Annotated in this window: 18 protein-coding genes; 13 read left to right on the top strand and 5 right to left on the bottom strand. The window is 34.0% G+C overall.

Features of this window, described 5'->3' with window-relative positions; all coding sequences use genetic code 11:
- Positions 1-10: 10 nt before the first annotated feature.
- The 3 genes from BUA46_RS13875 (at position 11) to BUA46_RS13885 (ending at position 1,627) form a co-directional block, all read left to right on the top strand.
- A complete protein-coding gene (locus BUA46_RS13875; protein ID WP_019388609.1) occupies positions 11-241 on the top strand; it encodes a hypothetical protein in 231 nt (76 codons plus the stop codon).
- 57 nt (positions 242-298) lie between these two features.
- Positions 299-862, top strand: coding sequence for a hypothetical protein (locus BUA46_RS13880; RefSeq protein ID WP_143148147.1), 564 nt, complete (start codon positions 299-301; stop codon positions 860-862).
- Between the two features lie 81 nt (positions 863-943).
- Positions 944-1,627 (top strand): DUF2461 domain-containing protein, encoded by a 684-nt coding sequence (locus BUA46_RS13885; protein ID WP_019388607.1) that lies wholly within the window; start codon positions 944-946, stop codon positions 1,625-1,627.
- 2 nt (positions 1,628-1,629) lie between these two features.
- On the opposite strand, the gene BUA46_RS13890 is transcribed toward BUA46_RS13885, so the two are convergent.
- Positions 1,630-2,046 (bottom strand): hypothetical protein, encoded by a 417-nt coding sequence (locus BUA46_RS13890; protein ID WP_019388606.1) that lies wholly within the window; start codon positions 2,044-2,046, stop codon positions 1,630-1,632.
- 200 nt (positions 2,047-2,246) lie between these two features.
- Between BUA46_RS13890 and BUA46_RS13895 the strand changes: the two genes are divergently transcribed.
- From BUA46_RS13895 to leuB, 5 genes are all read left to right on the top strand, one after another.
- The gene (locus tag BUA46_RS13895; protein WP_019388605.1) at positions 2,247-2,630 is read left to right on the top strand and encodes an acyl-CoA thioesterase; all 384 of its coding nucleotides are present in this window, start codon (positions 2,247-2,249) and stop codon (positions 2,628-2,630) included.
- 178 nt (positions 2,631-2,808) lie between these two features.
- Positions 2,809-4,218: a 3-isopropylmalate dehydratase large subunit gene (gene leuC / locus BUA46_RS13900; protein WP_019388604.1), complete on the top strand. Its 1,410-nt coding sequence runs from the start codon at positions 2,809-2,811 to the stop codon at positions 4,216-4,218.
- Between the two features lie 59 nt (positions 4,219-4,277).
- Complete coding sequence (gene leuD / locus BUA46_RS13905; protein WP_026010143.1) at positions 4,278-4,877, top strand: 3-isopropylmalate dehydratase small subunit; 600 nt, start codon at positions 4,278-4,280, stop codon at positions 4,875-4,877.
- Between the two features lie 95 nt (positions 4,878-4,972).
- Positions 4,973-6,493 carry an alpha-isopropylmalate synthase regulatory domain-containing protein gene (locus tag BUA46_RS13910; RefSeq protein WP_026010142.1) on the top strand — a complete coding sequence of 507 codons (1,521 nt, stop codon included), beginning with the start codon at positions 4,973-4,975 and terminating at the stop codon, positions 6,491-6,493.
- Positions 6,494-6,660: 167 nt separating this feature from the next.
- On the top strand, positions 6,661-7,716 hold the full coding sequence (gene leuB / locus BUA46_RS13915; protein ID WP_019388601.1) for a 3-isopropylmalate dehydrogenase: 1,056 nt from the start codon (positions 6,661-6,663) through the stop codon (positions 7,714-7,716).
- 90 nt (positions 7,717-7,806) lie between these two features.
- Here the strand turns inward: leuB and BUA46_RS13920 are convergent, their stop codons facing one another.
- The 4 genes from BUA46_RS13920 to BUA46_RS13935 form a co-directional block, all read right to left on the bottom strand.
- Entirely contained in the window at positions 7,807-9,063 is a 1,257-nt protein-coding gene (locus BUA46_RS13920) for a mechanosensitive ion channel family protein (protein WP_019388600.1), read from the bottom strand.
- Positions 9,064-9,065: 2 nt separating this feature from the next.
- Positions 9,066-9,356, bottom strand: a complete 291-nt coding sequence (locus BUA46_RS13925; RefSeq protein WP_019388599.1) for a DUF3817 domain-containing protein — start codon at positions 9,354-9,356, stop codon at positions 9,066-9,068.
- Between the two features lie 64 nt (positions 9,357-9,420).
- Complete coding sequence (locus BUA46_RS13930) at positions 9,421-10,038, bottom strand: YqaA family protein (protein WP_019388598.1); 618 nt, start codon at positions 10,036-10,038, stop codon at positions 9,421-9,423.
- 780 nt (positions 10,039-10,818) lie between these two features.
- The gene (locus tag BUA46_RS13935) at positions 10,819-11,514 is read right to left on the bottom strand and encodes a protein-L-isoaspartate(D-aspartate) O-methyltransferase (protein ID WP_019388597.1); all 696 of its coding nucleotides are present in this window, start codon (positions 11,512-11,514) and stop codon (positions 10,819-10,821) included.
- Positions 11,515-11,725: 211 nt separating this feature from the next.
- Between BUA46_RS13935 and BUA46_RS13940 the strand changes: the two genes are divergently transcribed.
- The 5 genes from BUA46_RS13940 to BUA46_RS13960 all read left to right on the top strand — a co-directional run.
- On the top strand, positions 11,726-12,355 hold the full coding sequence (locus tag BUA46_RS13940; protein ID WP_019388596.1) for a hypothetical protein: 630 nt from the start codon (positions 11,726-11,728) through the stop codon (positions 12,353-12,355).
- A gap of 302 nt (positions 12,356-12,657) precedes the next feature.
- Complete coding sequence (locus BUA46_RS13945) at positions 12,658-13,071, top strand: HYC_CC_PP family protein (RefSeq protein ID WP_019388595.1); 414 nt, start codon at positions 12,658-12,660, stop codon at positions 13,069-13,071.
- Between the two features lie 108 nt (positions 13,072-13,179).
- Positions 13,180-16,920 carry an efflux RND transporter permease subunit gene (locus BUA46_RS13950; protein WP_026010141.1) on the top strand — a complete coding sequence of 1,247 codons (3,741 nt, stop codon included), beginning with the start codon at positions 13,180-13,182 and terminating at the stop codon, positions 16,918-16,920.
- Positions 16,917-18,152, top strand: coding sequence for a TolC family protein (locus BUA46_RS13955; RefSeq protein ID WP_019388593.1), 1,236 nt, complete (start codon positions 16,917-16,919; stop codon positions 18,150-18,152). The genes BUA46_RS13950 and BUA46_RS13955 overlap by 4 nt, the downstream gene beginning before the upstream one ends.
- A gap of 92 nt (positions 18,153-18,244) precedes the next feature.
- Positions 18,245-19,746, top strand: a 1,502-nt coding sequence (locus BUA46_RS13960; RefSeq protein ID WP_143148148.1) for an HAD-IC family P-type ATPase, incomplete at its 3' end; no start/stop codon positions are given.

Here is a 19,746-nt window from a genome sequence, read left to right on the forward strand (position 1 = left end):
ATTTAAAACGATGAAAAAATTAGTATTAGTATTAACCATGTTGTTTGCATTTACAATTGCTTTTACAAGCTGCAGGGACGAAAAGAAAACGCCTGAAGATAAAATTGAAGCGGCAATTGAAGATGTGAAAACAGAGATAAAAGAAAGCTCTGAAGAGATATCAGATGATGTTGAAGATGCATTAGAAGATGTTGAAGACGAAATTGAAGAAATAAAAGAAGAAGCTAAAAAGGACAAATAATCCTATTTAGATCTAGCCTTAAAACGAATAATTAATCTTAAAAATTTAAATAAAAAAATGAAAAATATAATCTATCTGCTTGCTGTTTTTATATGTACCACAACAATGGCACAAGAAAAAGCAACAGAAATAAAACAAGAAACAAAAGTTAAAACTGTAAAGTATAAAAACGCTGATAGCGTAAAAGAGGATAAGGTAAAAGTAATTACCCGCGAAACTTCTAATGTCGAATTAGATGAAAAAGATAAAAATAAAGTGAATCAAGATCGTGTAGATGCTACTAAAAAAGTAGAGAAAATGGTAATGATTGATAATGATGCCGATAACGATTATGATCTACTATCTAAAGAAACCTATTTTATAAGTGGCGAACAAAACTATAAGTTCACACCAAATGACAATGGTTTTGATATGGCTTTCGATAATAACAACAATAAGTTTGTTGGCGTTGGAAATGCTTGGAAATCGCTTAATGCCGGAAGTTATATAGTTAAAGGCGACAATTATAACGGTATTGGTTTCTTTAATAAAAATGGAGATTTTGTAGTGCAATACTATGATGAAGCTTCAGGAAGTTTAAAAACCATAACATTTGAAGAAAACAAAGAAGTTTTAAAATAAAAGTTGATTAAGAAAAATTTAAAAGTCCCGATTCATTCGGGACTTTTTGTATTTTAGAGTTTTAATAAATAATCCAATATTATGAGTGTTATTGTGCCAAATGCTGTTTTTACGTTTCTTTCAAAATTAGAAAAAAATAACAATCGCGATTGGTTTAACGAGCACAAGACAGAGTTTAAAGCTATTGAAAAAGAGGTAAAAGCATTTTACAATTTGGTTTTTGAAAACCTTAATAAACACGACGATATTGATAAAGTAAAGCTGTTTCGAATTTATCGGGATGTACGATTTTCTAAAAATAAATTGCCTTATAAAACACATTTTGGAGGTTCGTTTCACAGAACAAAACCAAGATTAAGAGGCGGTTATTATTTGCATATTCAACCCAATAATGAAAGTTTTATTGCTACCGGCTTTTGGGAACCTGCTCCTGCGGATTTGTTACGAATTCGTAAAGAATTCGAAATGGACGATTCAGAGATTCGAGATATACTTGCAGATAAAAAATTTAATAAGGTTTGGGGAGATTCCTTTGTTGGTGATGAAGTAAAAACAGCGCCAAAAGGATTCAGTAAAGATCATAAGGCTATTGATTTAATCAAAAAGAAACAATATATATTTACTAAGAAATTTACAGATAAAGAGGTGCAAAGTGATCAGTTTATCAACGAAGTTGATGCTGCATTTAAAGCGGTTCGCCCATATTTTAATTACATGAGCGACGTCTTAACCACAGACCTCAATGGGGTTTCTTTAGTTGATTAAATTTAAACAGCTTGCATCAATTCTGGTTTTTCAAGAAGTTGAATATGGCTAAGTATTCTTTCTTTAGTAATATTCATCATACGCTTATTTAATGCTGAAGAATTTTCAATATAGATAAGATACTCTTCCACAGTAAAACAACCTATAATCATGCCCTTCATTGAGTTACGAAGTTTCATATCTTTTTGGATGGCATTTTCAATATACAAAAGGCGTTTTTCTAAAGATAAATCATAAAATACAGATTTGTGTTTCCTGATGTAGTTTCTAAAAACTTCAAGTAATAAATCATTTTGAAATTTAATGATTGGACGCAGTACCAAATTCTGAAACCGCTCGTCGGCACTCATGTTATCGTTAATTGTAGCACTGGAAATTTCTGGGCGAATGTTCTTTAAATCGAACTGTCGTGTGTTCATAGGAGTAGATTTTGAATAAAAATATTGAATTAAGTAGCCCTTTTTATTTATTGACTTTATAATTGTTAACGAGGTTATTAACAGTTACGATTTTTCTATCTTTATCTAGAATTTAATTTCGCCTTTTATTTCATCAAATTTCAGATGAATTAATTTAAAAATGATTAAAAACCTTAAATTTTAAATATTATACTTTACCAATGAGATTTCATACCAGAAAATGGATAAAACCAGAAGATTTAAATGCTAACGGCACATTATTTGGCGGCCGATTATTAGAGTGGATAGACGAAGAAGCTGCCCTTTATAGTATTGTTCAATTAGAAAACCAGAAAGTAGTAACAAAGTACATCAGCGAAATAGATTTTAAATCGTCTGCTAAACAAGGTGATGTTATCGAAATTGGCATTAAAGCCATAAAATTTGGTAAAGCTTCTTTAACATTATCTTGCGAAGTTAGAAACATGCGAACCCGAGAAACCATAATTACAATTTCAAATATTGTCATGGTAAATATTGGTCCAGATGGTAAGGTTTTACCGCATGGAAAAACAGAAGTAGAATATGTAAAAGATAGATTATAGCCCGTTATAATAAAATGTCTTTAAAAATTACAATCAAATTTTTGATTTTGTTGCATAAAATGCAAATTATAAAGCATCCATTGTATTTTTTATAAAAATAAAATAACAATGTGCTTTAAAGTTCCGATTAACTGTAATAAAAATTAACTTTGTAACCCTTTTAAAAATTAAATTATTTATGAGTAAGACATTGTTTGACAAAGTATGGGATTCGCATGTGGTGCGTAAGATTAAAGGCGGACCAGATGTATTTTTTATAGATCGTCATTTTATACATGAAGTAACAAGTCCGGTGGCATTTGTTGGATTAAAAGAACGAGGAATTGGTGTAATGTATCCAGAGCGCACATTTGCAACTGCAGATCATAATACACCAACTTGGAATCAGCATTTACCAGTGGCAGATCCTTTATCGGCTAATCAGTTGGAAGCTTTAGCTAATAACGCTGCAGAATATGGAATTTCGCATTGGGGATTAGGTCATAGAAATAATGGTATCGTTCATATTGTGGGTCCAGAAAACGGAATCACATTACCAGGAGCTACTATTGTTTGTGGCGATTCGCACACATCTACGCACGGTGCCTTTGGTGCTATTGCTTTTGGTATTGGTACTTCCGAGGTTGAAATGGTATTGTCTACACAATGTATTATGCAGCCTAAACCTAAGAAAATGCGTATTAACGTGAATGGTAAATTAGGTTTCGGCGTAACACCAAAAGATGTGGCGCTTTATATTATATCTAAGCAAACCACTTCTGGGGCTACAGGATATTTTGTAGAATATGCTGGTGATGTTTTTGAAAACATGACTATGGAAGGCCGTATGACGGTTTGTAACTTATCAATTGAGATGGGTGCTCGTGGAGGTATGATTGCTCCAGATGAAAAAACATTTGAATATATAAAAGGAAGAAAGCATACGCCAAAAGGTGCCGATTGGGATACAGCCATGGCTTATTGGAAAACGTTGAAAACTGATGATGACGCTGAGTTTGATGTAGAGTTTAACTACGATGCTGCCGATATAGAACCAATGATTACTTACGGAACAAATCCAGGAATGGGTATGGGCGTAACCAAATCAATTCCTTTAGCTGAAGAGGTTCAAGGTGGTGTTGCTACTTATAAAAAATCATTAGGCTACATGAAGTTTAATGAAGGTGATGACATGATTGGAAAACAAGTTGATTATGTGTTTTTAGGATCTTGTACTAATGGGCGTATTGAAGATTTTAGAGCGTTCTGTTCTATAATTGAAGGCAGACAAAAAGCAGATAATATTACCGCTTGGTTGGTACCAGGATCTCATAAAGTTGTAGATCAAATAAAAGCAGAAGGATTAGATAAAATAATTGAAGCAGCTGGTTTTGTATTAAGAGAACCAGGATGTTCGGCTTGTTTAGCTATGAACGATGATAAAGTACCTGCTGGAAAATTAGCAGTATCTACGTCTAATCGTAATTTTGAAGGTCGTCAAGGACCAGGGTCAAGAACATTATTAGCATCGCCATTAGTGGCAGCTGCTACTGCTGTAACTGGCGTTGTTAGCGATCCTAGAGAACTTTTACAAGCTGCAAGCGTATAATTCAATAAATTAAAAAATTGCCAATAGTGTTAGGCTATTGGCCAAAAGTAAAATATATTATGGCTTACGATAAATTTGAAGTATTAACAAGCACCGCATATCCATTACCAATAGAGAATGTAGATACCGATCAAATTATACCTGCACGCTTCTTAAAAGCAACAAAGCGTGAAGGATTTGGAGATAACTTTTTCCGTGATTGGAGATATGATTCTGAAGGCAATCCAATTGCAGATTTTCCTTTAAATGATGCGAAGTACGCAGGATCTAAAATTTTAGTAGGAGGGAAGAACTTTGGTTCTGGGTCTTCTAGAGAGCACGCCGCCTGGTCTGTTTACGATTTTGGTTTACGTTGCGTTATTTCATCATTTTTTGCAGATATTTTTAGAAACAACTGTTTGAATGTTGGTGTGTTGCCAGTGCAAGTTTCGGCTGATTTTGCTCAAAAAATATTTGATGCTATTGAAGCAGATCCGAAAACAGAAATTAAAGTAGATTTACCTAACCAGAAAGTAACTTTGGTAGCAACAGGAGAGTCTGAATCGTTTGAAATTAACGATTATAAAAAAGACAATATGCTTAATGGTTTTGATGATATTGATTATTTACAAAACATGAAAGATGAAGTGCTTGCTTTTGGTAAAACAAGACCGTTTTAAATAATCATTGGTGTTTAAAGTCAATTTTAACATATAGATTTAAAATGTAAAGAAGCATTTCATAATTAAATGAAATGCTTTTTGCGAATTATAATATGAGTAAAAGAAGAATAGAAATAATGGATACCACGTTGCGTGACGGTGAACAAACATCGACCGTATCGTTTTCTGCTTCAGAGAAATTAACTATTGCTAAACTTTTACTTGAAGAATTAAAAGTAGATCGTATTGAAATTGCTTCGGCTAGAGTTTCCGAAGGTGAATTTCAAGCGGTAAAAGACATCACCGATTGGGCTGCTGAGCATGGTTATTTAAACCAGGTAGAAGTACTCACTTTTGTTGATAAAGGTATTTCTATAGATTGGATGATTGAGGCTGGTGCTAAGGTTCAAAACCTACTCACAAAGGGTTCATTAAATCATTTAACTCATCAACTCAAAAAGACTTCTAGTCAGCATTTTAGTGATGTATCAGAGGCTATAAAATTAGCAACTGAAAAAGGCATTATAACCAATGTGTATTTGGAAGATTGGAGTAACGGAATGCGAAATTCTAAAGCTTATGTTTACGAGTTTTTAGACTTTTTAAAAACCCAGAATGTGGCTCGTATTATGCTTCCCGATACTTTAGGGGTTTTAACACCCCGAGAGTCTTACGATTTTATAAAAGAAATAAAAGATAAGTATCCAGATTTACATATTGATTTTCATGCGCATAACGATTACGATTTAGGCGTATCGAATGCTATGGAAGGATTAAGAGCTGGAGCTGATGGTTTACACTTAACGGTAAACGGCATGGGTGAACGTGCAGGAAATGCACCTATGTCTAGTACGATTGCCGTAATTAACGATTTTATGCCAGATGTTGAAATTGGTGTGAATGAAAAAGTATTATACACAGTAAGTAAATTGGTTGAGAATTTTTCAGGCGTGATGATTCCTGCGAATAAACCAATAATTGGCGCCAATGTTTTTACACAAACGGCCGGCATTCATGCCGATGGCGACAATAAAAAGAACCTGTATTTTAGTGATTTGATGCCAGAGCGTTTTGGTAGAACACGCCAATATGCCTTAGGGAAAGCCTCTGGAAAAGCCAATATACAGAAGAATTTACAGCAATTAGGATTGCAGTTGAATGATGAAGACCTAAAGAAGGTAACCCAGCGTATTATTGAACTAGGTGATAAGAAGCAGGTGGTTACTAAAGAGGATTTGCCATACATTATTTCGGATGTATTAGATAGAACTTACGAAGAGAAGGTAACGGTTAATGCTTATGTATTAACACACTCGAAAGGATTAAAGCCTTCTACAACGGTTTCTATTACTATTGAAGATGAAACTTTTGAAGAGCAGGCGCAGGGCGACGGACAGTTCGATGCCTTTATGAACGCCCTTAAAAATATATTTAAAAAGAAAAAAGTGATTCTGCCTAACTTGATTGATTATGCAGTAAGAATACCTCCAGGAAGTAACTCGGATGCGTTATGCGAAACGATTATTACTTGGAAAAATGATGAAAAAGAATTTAAAACAAGAGGTTTAGATAGCGACCAAACGGTTTCGGCAATAAAAGCCACTGAGAAGATGCTGAATATTATTGTGAGTTAATAAACCCGCGTTAGGGATTGCAGTGAAACATTTATGTTCATGAATTCATTTATTTAAAATAGAAAAGCATGAATAAAAGCCCGACCCTTGTGGTAACTTGCCTATCGGCAGGCAGGCGCCCAAAACGATTTAAAACTGAATATTAAATACATTAAAATACATAAAGAATGAAATTAAACATAGCGCTTTTAGCGGGAGATGGTATTGGACCAGAAGTTATTGATCAGGCAGTGAAAGTGAGTGATGCTGTGGCTGCGAAATTTGGACATGAAATTACGTGGAAGCCAGCTTTAACTGGTGCTGCGGCCATTGATGCTGTTGGTGAGCCTTACCCAGATGAAACGCATGAGATTTGTAAAAATAGCGATGCGGTATTGTTCGGTGCAATTGGGCACCCACGTTTTGATAACGACCCGTCTGCAAAAGTGCGCCCAGAGCAAGGTTTATTAAAAATGCGTAAGGCTTTAGGTTTATTTGCTAATGTGAGACCGACGTTTACATTCCCATCGTTATTAGATAAATCGCCATTGAAAAAGGAGCGTATTGAAGGTACCGATTTGGTGTTTTTACGTGAGTTAACCGGTGGTATTTATTTTGGTGAAAAGGGTAGAAGAGACGACGGTGAAACGGCTTATGATAACTGTGTGTATACCAGAGCAGAAGTGCAGCGTTTAGCTAAAAAAGGTTTTGAATTAGCCATGACACGTGGTAAAAAATTATGTTGTGTAGATAAAGCGAATGTATTGGAAACCTCTAGATTATGGAGAGAAACGGTACAGGCTATGGAAAAGGATTATCCTGAGGTTGAAGTAAGTTACGAGTTTGTTGATGCTGTAGCGATGCGTTTGGTACAATGGCCAAACAGCTATGATGTATTGATTACTGAAAACTTATTTGGTGATATTTTAACGGATGAAGCTTCTGTAATTTCAGGATCGATGGGATTAATGCCTTCGGCATCTTTAGGGTCTGATATTGGGTTGTTTGAGCCTATTCACGGGTCGTACCCACAGGCTACAGGATTAAATATTGCAAACCCAATGGCAACGGTTTTATCGGCAGCTATGATGTTTGAGAACTTTGGTTTGCTGGATGAAGGTAAAGCGATAAGAACCGTTGTAAACGAGGCTTTAAATAAAGGTATTGTTACTGAAGATTTAGCTGACGGAGGTACAGCTTACGGCACTAAAGAGGTTGGAGATTGGCTTGCTGCTAATATCTAATCTGAATTATAGACATTTAAAAAGCCTGATGTAAATACATCAGGCTTTTTTATTTATGGATTTCTAAATATGATTCAGAATTAATAATAGTTACTTTTTTGAATTTGCCACGAAACTAGAACTACTCGGTAATTCGAAAATCTCTAAATCAAAATAGGGAAGGGCTGCAATTAAATGATCGAAGATATCAGACATGATATACTCGTAATTTTCCCAACGTTTATCACTACTGAAGGCGTAAATCTCTAAAGGAATACCTTGCGTTGTTGGTGCTAGTTGGCGCGCCATAATCATCATATCTTTATTGATGGCTGAATGTTTTTGCAAGTAGCTATCAATATATTTTCTGAAAACACCAAGATTAGTGAGGTTTCTACCATTTAAAAGCAATTCTTTATTGATGTTATTAGATGTGTTATACTCTTTAATATCTTGCTGTCTGGTTTCTAAATAGGCTGTGATGAGCTGAATGTCTTTGAGTTTATTAACTTCAGATTCGCTCAAGTATTTTACGCCATCTTGTTTAATATATAGCGCGCGTTTAATACGTCGACCATTAGAATTCGTCATACCGCGCCAGTTCTTAAAAGAATCTGAAATTAAGGCGTAAGTAGGAATGGTAGTAATGGTTTTATCGAAATTCTGAACTTTAACGGTTGCTAATGTAATTTCGGTAACATCACCATCGGCACCATATTTCTCGAAAGTTATCCAATCGCCAATACGCACCATATCGTTAATAGACACTTGAATGCTCGCCACAAAGCCCATAATAGTATCTTTAAATACTAAAATAATAACCGCAGAAATGGCACCAAGCCCTGTAACAAACGACCAAAACGGAATGCCTGTAATTATGGCTATAGCCGACATAAATCCTCCAACCCAAGCAAAAATCATAAAGACTTGTATGTAGCTGGATATAGGCTTGTCTTTAAAACGCGGTAAGGTTTTTAAATGATCTCGAAGCGTGTTTAGTAAACTTCTAACCACCCAAAGCGTGAGCACAATAGCGAACACGATAAGTCCTTTTTCAATGATGTTTTCAAAATTGTAAAAATCGATAAATACATCTGGCACAAACTCGATAGCGATTAGCAACGGTATAATATGCGCTATATTTCTCGGGACTTTATTAGCTATTAATAGGTCGTCGAAATTTGTTTTAGTCTGTGATGCAAATTGAGCAAAAGCACCAATTAGTATTTTCCTGATAATAAGGTCTACAATCACAATAATAATCAGTAAACCTATCAGTAAAATAAGCATATTCAGGTATTCTGCCACTTGACTGGACAACCCTTTATTAACTAAAAAATCGTAGACTAAATGTTTAAATTGATCCATTATTAATGACTTGGTTTAAGGTATTTTCTATCGATATAAAACGTTCCGAAAGGTATGATAGAGGCTAATAACACGATTAATAAGGTGTTATTAGACCAAGAAAATTCTTTTTTAAACAAGAGAGCTAATGCTACATAAGCCACGAATAATAAACCATGAGGCATGCCTAATAGTTTCACGTATTGGGGTTCGTGCAATATGTATTTGATAGGTGTTGCTATAAACAATAATAGGATATATGAAACACCCTCTAAAAGGGCTACAAGTCTAAATATATTTAATGAAGAAAACATATGCGTTAATTTTTGTGCAAAAGTAGTTCACACAGCCATAATAACGGTACGTTTTAAGTTTTTTTTATAAGACGTTGAAAATAATGAGTCCGTAGATGGCAAAACGCACTAAACGCAGTGATCCGTATACCATCACATTTTTAAACGGAAACTCTATAATACCAGCGGCAATACAAGAAATTGAAAAGGGAAGTGGCAATAAAGCACCAACCACAATTAAAAATCCGCCCCATTTTTTAGAGTTTTTAAGTTGCTTTTCCATTTTGGTTTCTAGGTAATTGTGTACTGCAGGCATTTTGGTAATGCTGCGTCCCATCCAATACGATACTAAACCACCGCCAAATGATAATAGGGCTAACAGACTTAAATAAAACCACGGACTGTACATTTTTCCTGCCCAGGCAATGAAAATTTCTGGTGGAATTAATCCCAAAAGTGTTTCTGAAACAAAAAAGAAACTTAACACACCGTAAGAAGGCAATATTTCGGTTAAGCGAATTAAGGCATTATTGATGTCCCAAAAATGATTAAGCGTATATACAGCAATAACAATAGCAATAATATATGGTAAAGCTTTTTTAACAGCTTGCCATACAAAATTGTAAAATCCGGTATAGGAATAATATTGGTGTAATAGCTGCCAACGTGTTTTTGCAGCTTTTGGCTTAGATTTTTGTTTCATATGTCATAACAGATAAAGGGAAGGCAAATATAACATAAGAATTTTAGTATGTGAAGGAATTAAGAATTTTTAACATTCTGTTAAATTAAATTATAAAGTATCTATGTATATCATTCTGAGTGGAGTAAAGCACATCGTTAGAAATTCTACTTTACTTATTATTAGATAAATTGATTAAGAATTAATTTATGTCGTAATGAGGGGAGCTATAACTGTTACTATAATTTCTATTTTACATACTATTAAACGAATTGATTAAGTATCAATTCTTTTAATACAATTTGGAAGTAAGAGGATATTCGATATTTTCTATTTTACATAATATAAATTATAGTACATTTTTGATATTGGATTATCCGGTGGATGATTCAATATTAAAACAATACTTGTCTTAAACATGATATATAAATTATATTGTTTTCAAATAAAAACATCCACTGGATGTTCTTATTTAAAAAGTATGTAAAATATCCCAGAAGCATTTGTTTTCATAAGATTAATTAGAACTTGGGTCATTAAACTAATAAGCGGTTTGCTTCGCAGCGTTATTTAAAACATTATGTATCTATAATTAGCCATTATGTAAAATAGCCGCTACCAAGCGCTCGTCCCGATTTTACATCGGGATATCTAACGCTTGCCAACGCCAAAATAAAAGCTAACCTTTAAGATGCTATCAAAATTTTCATAATTGAATAATTGTACCTTTTATTTTTTTCAACGCAAGATGCTCGTGACATTTTAGAACACATTAAATCTAATTGACGTTTCATTTTTTACTCATTCATTTTTTCTAGTAAACGGCACGAAAGCAACAGGAATTCGTTTTTTTGCCTTTATTTTTCCGTTTTTTTTAGTAACCAGCATGAGGTTTCGATGAAATAGTGTTTTACCAACTGGAATAATCATGCGTCCACCTTCTGCCAACTGATCCAGCAAGACTGGCGGAATTTCCTTTACTCCAGCAGTCACAATAATAGCATCAAATGGTGCTTTGTCTGGCCAACCATGATAACCATCTCCTATTCTTGTGTAAACGTTTTTATAGCCTAAACGTTTTAATCGTTTGTCGGCACTTATACCCAAGGGTTCTACAATTTCTATGGTATAAACCGAATCTACTATTTTGGCAAGTACTGCTGCTTGGTAGCCAGAACCTGTGCCTATTTCAAGAACACGATCGTTAGGTTTAAGTTTTAGTTCCTGGGTCATGTAAGCTACAATGTATGGTTGTGATATGGTTTGGTTATGGCCAATGTTTAAAGGGCCATCTGTATACGCCATGTATTTTATGGATGTTGGTACAAATTCATGCCTTTTTACTTCGCGCATAGCATCAAGTGTTTTGATATCATAAATGTCTCTACCTAACAATTGTGTATGAACCATACGCTCCCTTTGTGTTGCATAATTATCTTGACCGTTTACATTATCAGCAAAACATATAATGACTAAAATGGTTACAATTCTGTACATAATAAAGAGAGCAATTTAATATTAAACACATGAAGTTACTTATTACTATGTTTAAATACAATGATTTTAATCAGTATAAACTTTACAGACCTCTTCAATGAAAGATAGCAATAGGTGGTTATTTTATACTGTGATAAAAGTCATTGGTGTTCAGGCTATTGTTATATACATTTATACTTTAGATCTAACTAATTAATTAACAAGACTAGTAATGACTACTCGTGAAAAAAGATTCGATAAAGTAATTACATTGTTACCAATACTAGGAATTGCCCTGTTTGTGCTTTTTTATATTATTGCTGCTTTATTTTATCCTGAAGGGTCTTATGCTTCACCAAACCAATCAGGTTTTAGTTTAAAAAACAATTATTTATGTGATTTACTGGATAATCGAGCCATAAATGGTGTTTTTAATTCAGCACGGACTTATGCACGTATAGCATTAGGCATACTTTGTTTTAGTCTGATATTATTTTGGTATCAATTATCAAAATTATTTGATAGAAAAAATAGGTCCCAAACTATTATGAGTATTGCAGGAATGTTGTCCATGCTCATTACTTTATTTTTAGCTTCTGGAATTCACGATTTCATAATACGTATTGCAGGCGTTTTTGGGGTAATCGCATTGCTCATTTCTTTTATTGAACTTTATAAAGCCAATTATTACAAACTATTACTAATAGGTATTATTTGCTTACTCTTATTTTTAACCAATTACTATATTTATGAAACAGAATTATTAATTGATATCCTTCCATTAATTCAAAAAGTAACATTTTTATCTTTCATAAGCTGGTTTATATTATTGAGCGTCCATATTTACAGGAAGTTAAGATGAAACTTTTAAAGTTTAATTATCTAGTTAATCTTATTCAATCACTTGGCTCTCTAATACCCACTCCCCATTGACTTGTGTACTGAATGTTAATGTAATTTTATGAGGCCAAGGTTAACATCGAGGTTCTATTTTACATAATAATTAAAAATATAAATATAATTGAATGAGAATTTTTATTATTACGTCTCCTATATTTTAACTATTTCTGCACAAAATCAAGCATCAATATTATTGTCTGATATCCTTAAATTAACACAATATTGTAAATAAGACAAATAAAATTTTTAACTTTGTATATAGATATGAAGCAAGTATTCCATAACATAATGTCGTTTTCAATGGCTTTTGTAGTATTATTTTCTACACTATCCTTTACAGTTAATATGCATTATTGTGGCGGTACTTTAGTTGAAACTGCTATTTTCCAAAAAGCAAAAAGATGCGGAATGGAAATGAAAAATCCTTCAACTGAAGGATGTGCTATTACCAAAAAGAATTGCTGTAACGACAAACAATTAGTAATTGATGGTCAGGATGAATTACAACTACAAGTTGACACCATTTCTTTTGAGCAGCAAGTATTTACAGCTTCATTTGTTTTCGCATATACTAACCTTTTTGAAGGTTTAGACAACAATGTATGTTCCTTTGAAGAATACAAACCACCACTCGTCATCAGGCAAATCTTCAAGATTGACGAGACTTATTTAATTTGATTTTTAAACAATAGACTGTGCTATCCTATAACTGTAATGTTATAAGGATACTTTACTGTATTCGGTGTTTTCTTAATACTTATGTCTAACTGTTTAATATTCAAAACCATGCTAAATAAAAGCATAAAATTCTTAATAGAAAATAAATTAGTTGCAGTTCTATTGCTCGTCCTTTTTATTGGTTGGGGAACTGTTAACGCTCCTTTTAATTGGGATACTGGTTTCTTGCCAAGTGATCCTGTAGCTGTTGATGCTATTCCAGATATTGGTGAAAACCAACAAATAGTTTTTACTAAATGGGATGGTCGTTCTCCACAGGACATAGAAGACCAAATTACCTACCCTCTAACCACTTCCCTAATGGGAACTCCTGGAGTGAAAACAATTCGTAGTTCTTCTATGTTTGGGTTTTCAAGTATCTATATCATTTTTGAAGAAGATATAGAGTTTTATTGGAGCAGAAGTCGCATTCTAGAAAAGCTCAACTCCTTACCAAGCGGATTATTACCAGAAGGTGTGAATCCGGCATTGGGTCCAGATGCAACTGGTATAGGACAAATTTTTTGGTATACACTTGAAGGTCGTGACGAAAACGGAAACGTTACAGGTGGTTGGGATTTACATGAGTTACGAAGCATACAAGACTATTATGTTAAATATGCTTTATCGTCTGCAAGTGGTGTGTCAGAAGTTGCATCAATAGGTGGTTATGTTCAGGAATATCAAGTAGATGTTAATCCAGAATTAATGCGTCAATATAATATTGGATTACATCATGTTGTAAAGGCTGTAAAAGAGAGTAATAAAGATATTGGAGCACAAACATTAGAAATAAACCAAGCAGAATATTTAGTACGTGGTTTGGGTTATGTAAAATCTATTTCGGACATAGAAAATGCAGTCGTTTCTTCTGAAGATTACACATCCATACGAATTAAAGACATAGGTAAAGTTTCGTTAGGTCCTGCAACACGTAGAGGATTATTGGATAAAGAAGGTGCCGAAGTTGTTGGAGCTGTTGTAGTGGCAAGATATGGAGCCAATCCAATGGAAGTCATAAACAATGTAAAAGAAAAAATAAACGATTTAAGCGCAGGATTACCTTCAAAAGTTTTGAGTGACGGCAGAACTTCGCAAGTTACTATAGTTCCATTTTATGACCGAACTGAACTGATACAGGAAACATTGGGAACACTTAATGAAGCCTTAACATTAGAGATTCTTATAACCATTTTGGTTATCATCATAATGGTATTTAATCTTCGAGCTTCTATTTTAATATCAGGCTTGTTACCCGTTGCTGTGTTAATGGTTTTTATAGCCATGAAACTTTTTGGTGTAGATGCCAATATTGTAGCACTTTCAGGTATTGCAATTGCTATTGGTACTATGGTCGATGTAGGCGTCATACTTTCTGAAAACATTATTAGGCATTTGGACGAAGATGATGGAAAACTACCTATTAACACAGTAGTTTATAATGCTACCACAGAAGTTTCTGGTGCTATTGTTACAGCGGTTATGACAACGATTATTAGTTTCATTCCTGTATTTACAATGATTGGAGCTGAAGGGAAATTATTCAGACCATTAGCCTTTACAAAAACTTTTGCCTTAACAGCATCCATTATTGTCGCGTTATTTTTAATTCCGCCATTTGCAGCGTTTTTGTTTAGAAGAAAAAGTATCAAAAAGAATTTCAGTTATATTATAAATGCAGCTTTAATTTTAGCAGGATTAATAGGTGTTATCTATAGCTACTGGTTAGGAATAATATTAATAGGTTTTGGAATTACAAGCATATTAAGACTTCAAGAAAAATTAAATGAAAAGCAAGCAAACCTTGTCAATATTATCATTTCGGTAGAAGCAATTGTATTTCTTTTAGCAGAATATTGGAGACCTTTAGGTATAGATAAAAGTATCTTTTGGAATCTAATTTTTGTAAGTATTATTTGTTTTGGCTTATTAGTCATTTTTTCATTATTCATAAGGTATTATACACGCATTTTAAAATGGTGTTTAAGCAACAAGCTCCTTTTTCTATCGATACCAACAGCAATAGTTATTGCAGGATTTCTCATTATGAAGAACACAGGCAAAGAGTTTATGCCATCCTTAAACGAAGGCTCATTTCTACTTATGCCAACATCAATGCCACATTCTGGCGTAGAAGAAAATAAACGAGTTTTACAGCAATTAGATATGGCAGTAGCCAGTATTCCAGAAATTGAAACCGTTGTTGGTAAAGCAGGTAGAACAGAATCAGCGTTAGACCCAGCACCACTATCAATGTATGAAAATGTCATTCAGTACAAACCAGAATATATGCTGAATGTAGATGGTGAAAGACAACGCTACAAAGTCAATGAGGATGGTTTGTTTGAATTAAAAGATGGTCGATTAATTCATAACGAAAATATAGCTGTCAGTTCGAGCGCAGTCGAGAACAAAGCGATAATCAAATCAACTTTATTAAATGTCCAAAGGTCTCAATTAATTGAAGACAAGGATGGCGAATACTATCGTAATTGGCGACCAGAAATTGAATCACCAGACGATATTTGGAATGAAATTGTAAGAGTTACCAAATTACCAGGTGTTACTTCAGCACCAAAGCTACAACCTATTGAAACCCGATTGGTAATGCTTCAAACAGGAATGCGTGCCCCTATAGGAATAAAGGTAAAAGGACAAGACTTAAAACAAATTGAAGCATTTGGCGTCCAATTAGAAAACATTATCAAGGAAGCACAAGGTGTTAAAAAGGAAGCTGTTTTTGCAGACCGTATCGTTGGTAAACCCTATTTGTTAATTGATATTGATAGAGAGAAAATTGCACGTTATGGAATTTCTATACAAGACGTTCAAGACGTATTAAAAGTAGCAGTTGGAGGTATGGTATTAACTCAAACGGTTGAAGGTCGAGAGCGATATGGTGTTCGTGTGCGATACCCAAGAGAATTAAGAGCAAACCCAACAGACTTACAACAGATTTATGTGCCAGTTGAAAAAGGCAGTCCTGTTCCATTAAGTGAATTAGCAACCATTCGTTACGAACAAGGACCACAAGTCATTAAAAGTGAAGACACCTTTTTAGTAGGTTATGTCTTGTTTGATAAATTAGATGGTTTTGCAGAAGTAAGCGTTGTTGAAAATGCACAAGCATTGATTCAAGAAAAGATAGACTCTGGTGAATTGATAGTTCCAAAAGGAATCAACTATGCATTCACAGGAACTTACGAAAATCAATTACGAGCAGAAAAAACCTTATCTGTTGTTGTGCCATTAGCATTGGCAATCATCTTTTTAATACTGTATTTCCAATTCCGTTCCGTTGGTACATCATTAATGGTTTTTACAGGTATTGCAGTAGCATTTGCTGGTGGATTCATAATGATATGGCTCTATGGTCAAGATTGGTTTTTAAACTTCAATTTCTTTGGGGAAAATATGCGAGACTTATTTCAGATGCATCCCATTAATTTAAGTGTAGCGGTTTGGGTTGGTTTTATTGCTCTCTTCGGTATTGCAACAGATGATGGCGTAGTAATGGCGACTTATTTAACGCAAACTTTTGATAGAAATACACCAGAGAATAAAAAGGAAATTAGAGCGTCAGTTGTTGAAGCAGGAGAAAAACGAATTAGACCCTGTTTAATGACAACAGCAACTACCATATTAGCATTATTACCAATACTCACATCTACAGGGAGAGGAAGCGATATTATGATTCCAATGGCAATACCAAGTTTTGGTGGAATGCTTATAGCCTTAATAACCCTATTTGTAGTGCCAGTATTATATAGCTGGAAATCCGAAGTTCAACTTAAAAGAGCAACAAAATGAAATACATAAAAATCAATATAAAAACAGTCTTTGTTCTTTGTTCTTTATGCTTTGTTTTTTCTGCACAAAGTCAAGAGTTAGAAACGCTCATTGATGTAGCATTAAATAACAATCCAGAAATTCAAAAATTTAAGTTGCAATACAAAAGAATTTCCGAAAAGGTAAACGAAGTCAATATCATTCCTAATACTGAATTTGGTGTAGGTTATTTTGTAAGCGAACCAGAAACGAGAACAGGAGCGCAACGCTTTAAAGTATCAGCAAAACAAATGTTACCGTGGTTTGGCACAATTACTTCACGAGAAAATTATGTCAGTTCGTTAGCCGATGCAAAATATGAGGACATTGTTATTGCAAAGCGAAAATTGATGGCTTCTGTATCACAATCCTATTATAATTTATACGCTAACATAGCGAAACAAAAGGTGCTAACAGAAAACATAAAATTACTTGAGACCTATGAAACATTAGCACTTACATCTGTTGAGGTTGGTAAAGCATCTGCTGTAGATGTGTTGCGATTGCAAATGCGTCAAAATGAAATGCAACAATTAAAAGATGTTTTAAGTCAACAGTTTTTAGCAGAACAAGCGAATCTGAATAATCTTTTGAATAGAGAAAATGATGTTGCTGTTACTGTGGTAGATAGTTTAATGATGCCTTCAGAAGACTTTGAAATCACTACTAAAAATTTAGCATTACATCCCGAATTGTTGAAGTATGATAAACTATTTCAATTCATAGAGCAATCAGAATTACTAAACCAAAAAGAAAGCAGTCCTATGATTGGTTTAGGCTTAGACTATATCAATGTTTCCGAAAGGCCAGATATGAATTTCTCGGATAACGGTAAAGATATTGTGATGCCTATGGTTTCATTGTCAATCCCAATTTTTAATAAAAAATATAAATCTCAAACCAAGCAAAATGAGTTGCAACAGCAGGAAATTACAGCTCAAAAACAGGAACGCTTAAACACTTTGGAAACACTTTTAAGTAAGGCGATTAATGAGCGTATTTCTGCAAGAATAAGTTATACTACGCAAACCAAGAACTTAAAACAAGCCAAAGATGCTGAAGAAATTTTAATCAAAAGCTACGAAACAGGAACGATTGATTTTAATGATGTTTTAGATATTCAAGAACTACAGTTAAAGTTTCAAATGAACCAAATAGAGTCTATTAAGGGCTACTATGTGCAAAGCACAATTATTAATTATTTAATACAATAGTAATGAAATGAGCAGGTGTATTATTATAAATCTATTCCAGATTTTTATAAGCGAATTACATCTGTCCATTAAGAAAAAATAAATAACAACAGATGAAACACACATATCACATACACGGAATGACTTGCAACGGTTGTCGTACTCACGTAGAAGAAACACTTTCAAAAGTGGAAGGTGTTTCAAAAGCAACAGTCGATTTAGATAAGGCAGAAGCTACTATCGAAATGGAATCGCATATTCCTATAGAAAAGTTTCAAGAAGCCTTAAAAAAGGATGGTGATAGATACAGTATTCATAAACAAGGTGAACAGCATCATTATTCAAAACCTAAAACGGAAAAAACATCAAAAGGCACAGGTACATTTTATTGTCCTATGCATTGTGAAGGAGATAAAACTTATGATAAAGCAGGAGATTGTCCTGTTTGCGGAATGGATTTGGTCGAAGAACAAAATCTAACAACAGCTACAACTGAACAATGGACGTGTCCAATGCACCCAGAAGTTGTAAAAGATGAAGCAGGTTCGTGTCCTATTTGCGGTATGGATTTAGTACCAATGCAACCAGATGTTTCAGCAGAAGAAAAGACCTATAAAAAATTATTGAAGAAGTTTTGGATAGCAACTGCATTCACATTACCAATATTCTTAATGGCTATGAGCGAAATGCTCAATAACAATCCATTGTACGATATAATGGAACAGAAATATTGGAATTGGATTCAGTTTGGATTATCTATTCCAGTTGTATTTTATGCGACTTGGATGTTTTTTGAACGTGCTTATAGAAGTTTAAAAACGTGGAATCTCAATATGTTTACACTCATTGGAATCGGTGCAGGTGTAGCTTGGTTATTTAGCGTTTTTGGTATGTTATTTCCAGATATGTTTCCGGCACAGTTTAAAACTGAATCAGGTGCAGTCCACGTCTATTTTGAGGCAGCAACGGTTATTCTAACCTTGGTGCTTTTAGGACAGTTGTTAGAAGCGCGTGCACATAGCAAAACCAATTCGGCAGTAAAAGAATTATTAAAGTTAGCACCTAATAAAGCCATTAAAATGGAAGATGGTGAAGAAATTGAAGTCAGTATAGATAAGATAGAATTAAATGATATTCTAAAAGTAAAACCAGGTGATAAAATTCCTGTGGATGGTGTAATAACTGAAGGTAAAACAACTATTGATGAATCTATGATTACGGGAGAACCTATTCCTGTAAACAAATCTAAAGATGATAAAGTAAGTAGCGGAACAATTAATGGGAATCAATCATTCTTGATGAAAGCGGAAAAAGTAGGAAGTGATACGTTACTCTCACAAATCATTCATATGGTTAATGATGCGAGTAGAAGTCGCGCACCTATTCAAAATTTAGCAGATAAGGTATCAGGTTATTTTGTGCCAGTTGTAGTTCTTATTTCTATTATCACATTTATTGTTTGGGCAATTTGGGGTCCAGAACCAGTTTATGTGTATGCGTTTGTGAATGCAATTGCAGTACTAATCATTGCGTGTCCTTGTGCTTTAGGTTTAGCAACACCAATGTCTGTAATGGTTGGTGTGGGCAAAGGTGCTCAAAATGGTGTATTGATTAA

The sequence above is a fragment of the Algibacter luteus genome, assembly GCF_900141715.1.
GTDB lineage: Bacteria > Bacteroidota > Bacteroidia > Flavobacteriales > Flavobacteriaceae > Arenitalea > Arenitalea lutea.

Coding starts and splice junctions, on each gene's coding strand:
- BUA46_RS13940 (WP_019388596.1), top strand. CDS start 11,726: ATGACTACTCGTGAAAAAAGATTCGATAAAGTAATTACATTGTTACCA.
- BUA46_RS13875 (WP_019388609.1), top strand. CDS start 11: ATGAAAAAATTAGTATTAGTATTAACCATGTTGTTTGCATTTACAATT.
- BUA46_RS13945 (WP_019388595.1), top strand. CDS start 12,658: ATGAAGCAAGTATTCCATAACATAATGTCGTTTTCAATGGCTTTTGTA.
- leuD (WP_026010143.1), top strand. CDS start 4,278: ATGGCTTACGATAAATTTGAAGTATTAACAAGCACCGCATATCCATTA.
- BUA46_RS13880 (WP_143148147.1), top strand. CDS start 299: ATGAAAAATATAATCTATCTGCTTGCTGTTTTTATATGTACCACAACA.
- BUA46_RS13890 (WP_019388606.1), bottom strand. CDS start 2,046: ATGAACACACGACAGTTCGATTTAAAGAACATTCGCCCAGAAATTTCC.
- leuC (WP_019388604.1), top strand. CDS start 2,809: ATGAGTAAGACATTGTTTGACAAAGTATGGGATTCGCATGTGGTGCGT.
- BUA46_RS13955 (WP_019388593.1), top strand. CDS start 16,917: ATGAAATACATAAAAATCAATATAAAAACAGTCTTTGTTCTTTGTTCT.
- BUA46_RS13935 (WP_019388597.1), bottom strand. CDS start 11,514: ATGTACAGAATTGTAACCATTTTAGTCATTATATGTTTTGCTGATAAT.
- BUA46_RS13910 (WP_026010142.1), top strand. CDS start 4,973: ATGAGTAAAAGAAGAATAGAAATAATGGATACCACGTTGCGTGACGGT.
- BUA46_RS13920 (WP_019388600.1), bottom strand. CDS start 9,063: ATGGATCAATTTAAACATTTAGTCTACGATTTTTTAGTTAATAAAGGG.
- leuB (WP_019388601.1), top strand. CDS start 6,661: ATGAAATTAAACATAGCGCTTTTAGCGGGAGATGGTATTGGACCAGAA.
- BUA46_RS13930 (WP_019388598.1), bottom strand. CDS start 10,038: ATGAAACAAAAATCTAAGCCAAAAGCTGCAAAAACACGTTGGCAGCTA.
- BUA46_RS13950 (WP_026010141.1), top strand. CDS start 13,180: ATGCTAAATAAAAGCATAAAATTCTTAATAGAAAATAAATTAGTTGCA.
- BUA46_RS13925 (WP_019388599.1), bottom strand. CDS start 9,356: ATGTTTTCTTCATTAAATATATTTAGACTTGTAGCCCTTTTAGAGGGT.
- BUA46_RS13895 (WP_019388605.1), top strand. CDS start 2,247: ATGAGATTTCATACCAGAAAATGGATAAAACCAGAAGATTTAAATGCT.
- BUA46_RS13885 (WP_019388607.1), top strand. CDS start 944: ATGAGTGTTATTGTGCCAAATGCTGTTTTTACGTTTCTTTCAAAATTA.